This is a genomic window from Nostocoides australiense Ben110 (assembly GCF_001050535.1).
In the GTDB taxonomy this organism is placed as follows: domain Bacteria; phylum Actinomycetota; class Actinomycetes; order Actinomycetales; family Dermatophilaceae; genus Nostocoides_A; species Nostocoides_A australiense.
The window spans coordinates 3,106,726-3,109,456 of the sequence record NZ_HG764815.1 but is presented as its reverse complement, the minus strand read 5'-3'; the positions used below and the strand labels follow the sequence as shown (position 1 = coordinate 3,109,456).

The window sequence follows — 2,731 nt, the reverse complement described above, 5'->3', positions numbered from 1 at the left end:
AAGAAGGCCTTGGACGCGGCGGTCGCCGACCCGGCCCTGGGTCCCAGCGTCGGCGTCAGCATCCGGGACGCCGCGACCGGCAAGGAGCTGTATACCCGTGCCGCCGACGCGCCGCGCGTGGTCGCCTCGGCGCAGAAGATCCTTGCGGCAGTGGCGATTTCGTCCGAGCTCGATCCGCGCGCGCGGATGACGACCGAGGTGCGGATGGTCGCGCCGGGCGAGTTGGTCCTGGTGGCCGGTGGCGACACCCTGCTGGCCCGTGGGGATGGCGACCCGGACGCGACTGCCGGCCGGGTGGGGTTGCGCGATCTGGCCGAGCAGGTCGCGGGGGCCGTGGGGGAGCAGCCGGTCGAGCGATGGACGGTGCGCCTGGACCTGACGTATGCCGCCGGGCCCGGCTACCCCGACACGCCCACCTATCCGACGGGTTGGGCTCCCGGTGACGTCGCCGCCGGTTTCACCCAGACGGTCGCGATGATCGGGCTCGCCGACGAGCGCCCCAAGCCCTACGAACCCTCCCCGATGGACCCTGCGGCGTCGGTGCTGGACGCCTTCGTCGGGGAGCTGCAGCGCGCCGTACCCGACGCCACCGTCACGGCCGACGACAGCCCAGACCTGCGTGCCACCCCAACCCCCACGGAGGCGACGGTGGTCGCGCGGGGGGAGTCCGCGGCATACCGTGACGTGCTCGCCGAGGCCCTCGACACCAGCGACAACGCCCTCACCGAGAACCTCGCGCGCCAGGCGGCACTCCAGGCCGGCCGCGACGGGTCGTTCGCCGACAACGCCGCGTTCGTCGTCGACACGTTGAAAGCCAAGGGCTATGACCTGACGGGCACCACTTTGCTCGACACCTCCGGCCTGACCAGGGGGCAGACGAGCACGGCCGCGCTGCTCTCGCAGGTGACCGCGGACGCGCTCGCGGGCAAACTGCCCGGCCTCCAGGACGTCATCGCGCGGCTGCCGGTGGCCGGCCTGGACGGGACCCTGTTCGACCGGTTCCGCACCGAGCCCGCCAACGCCGCGGCCGGTGTCGCCCGCGCCAAGACCGGCACCCTGACGGGCATTTCGTCACTTGTGGGCACGACGGTCGATGCGGACGAGCGCGAACTGACCTTCGTCATCGTGGCCGACCAGGTGCCCGCCACGAGCGGAACATTGGCGGCCCGGGCGGCGTTGGACCGGTTCGTCGCGGCCCTCACGGCCTGTGGATGTCGATAGACGATTGACGAAAGGCGCCCGCGTATGAGTGAGCACCCTCAAGACACCATCCCCGCGATGCCGGACGCGCAGGTCGTGCCGACCGACGAGGCGCCACCGCGATTCGTCGACTGGGACTTCGCCAAGGCCACCGGGCGCCGCCTCGTCGGCGCCGGACCGGAGGTGAGTGCCGCCGAGGCCGGCGACATCGTCGCCAAGATCCGGGCAGCTGCCGCGGCCGCCCAGGAGCCCGTCGCCGAGACGTCGCGGATGCACGCCCCCGGCATCGCCCCGCCCGCGCAGGTGATCGACCGCCCCACGTGGATCGACCTCAACCTCGACTCGATGGCCGCGCTGATGACGCCGGTCTTCGTCAAAGTCGCGCGCGACCGCAAGGTGTCGGCCAACGCACCTGGGATGGGTGTCGGGGCCAAGATCACCGGCGCCGAGTCGGGTGCGCTCATGGCGTTCATGGCCAGCAAGGTGCTCGGCCAGTACGACCTGGCCCCGCAAGGCACGCCCCGCCTGCTCCTCGTGGCCCCCAATCTCGTTGCCGTGCAACGCGAATTGGATGTCGACCCCGACGACTTCCGCGCGTGGGTGTGCATGCACGAGGAGACCCACCGCATCCAGTTCACCGCGGTCCCGTGGCTGCGCGCGCACATGATCGAGCGGGCGACGACCTTGGCCGGCGAGCTGACCCCCACTCCGCAGGAGCTCGGGCAGCGTATGCAGGAGATGGTCAAGCGTCTCCCCGAGGCCCTCGGTTCGGGCGGCGGCGGCCTGGCCGATCTGTTCGCCACGCCCGAGCAGCGGGCCAAGATCGCCGAGGTCACCGCGATCATGAGCCTGCTCGAGGGGCACGCCGATGTCGTGATGGACGATGTGGGCCCCAAGGTCATCCCGACGGTGGCGGACATCCGCGCCAAGTTCACCGAGCGCCGCAAGGGCGCCGGCGCCGCCGACCGGATGCTGCGCCGCCTGCTCGGCCTGGAGGCCAAGATGGCGCAGTACAAGGACGGCGCGGGCTTCGTCCGTGGGGCCATGGACAAGGTCGGCGTCGACGGCTTCAACGCGGTCTGGACCTCACCCGAGACCCTCCCGCTGCCGGCCGAGATCCACGACCCGCAGGCCTGGGTCCGCCGCGTCCACGGCTGATCGAGGAGGACGCGCGCGAACAGCCTGGTTTAGCCCGGACTCCCTGGCACATATCTGCCGGAGTCCGGGCTACGCCAGGCAGTTCGCGGCATACCGGAGAGTTCGAGCGCGATAGGCGGCCGACCCGGGGCGTCAGGCCTGACCGGGTCGCGGCATAGGCTCGGGGCCGTGCGGGAACCGGCGAGTATGGCGTGTCGGGGGGCGGTCATGGCAGCCCTCGACGATCTCGCACCCGATGACCTGGTTCTGGTCGCCTGCTCCGGCGGCACCGACTCCCTCGCGCTCGCCGCGGCCACAGCGTGGGCGGCGGAGCGGCTGAGCCTGCGGGCCGGGGCGGTGTGCGTCGACCACGGCCTGCAGGCCGGCTCGCCGC

Annotated in this window: 2 protein-coding genes; both read left to right on the top strand. The window is 72.0% G+C overall.

Features of this window, described 5'->3' with window-relative positions; genetic code table 11:
* Window positions 1-1,221, top strand: a 1,221-nt coding sequence (locus tag BN11_RS15035) for a D-alanyl-D-alanine carboxypeptidase (RefSeq protein WP_048699008.1), incomplete at its 5' end; no start/stop codon positions are given.
* Window positions 1,222-1,245: 24 nt separating this feature from the next.
* On the top strand, window positions 1,246-2,358 hold the full coding sequence (locus BN11_RS15030) for a zinc-dependent metalloprotease (protein WP_235435503.1): 1,113 nt from the start codon (window positions 1,246-1,248) through the stop codon (window positions 2,356-2,358).
* Window positions 2,359-2,731 lie beyond the last annotated feature (373 nt).

What these genes read in the sequence shown, in the direction of transcription:
- BN11_RS15030 (WP_235435503.1), top strand. Translation starts at nt 1,246, where the DNA reads ATGAGTGAGCACCCTCAAGACACCATCCCCGCGATGCCGGACGCGCAG.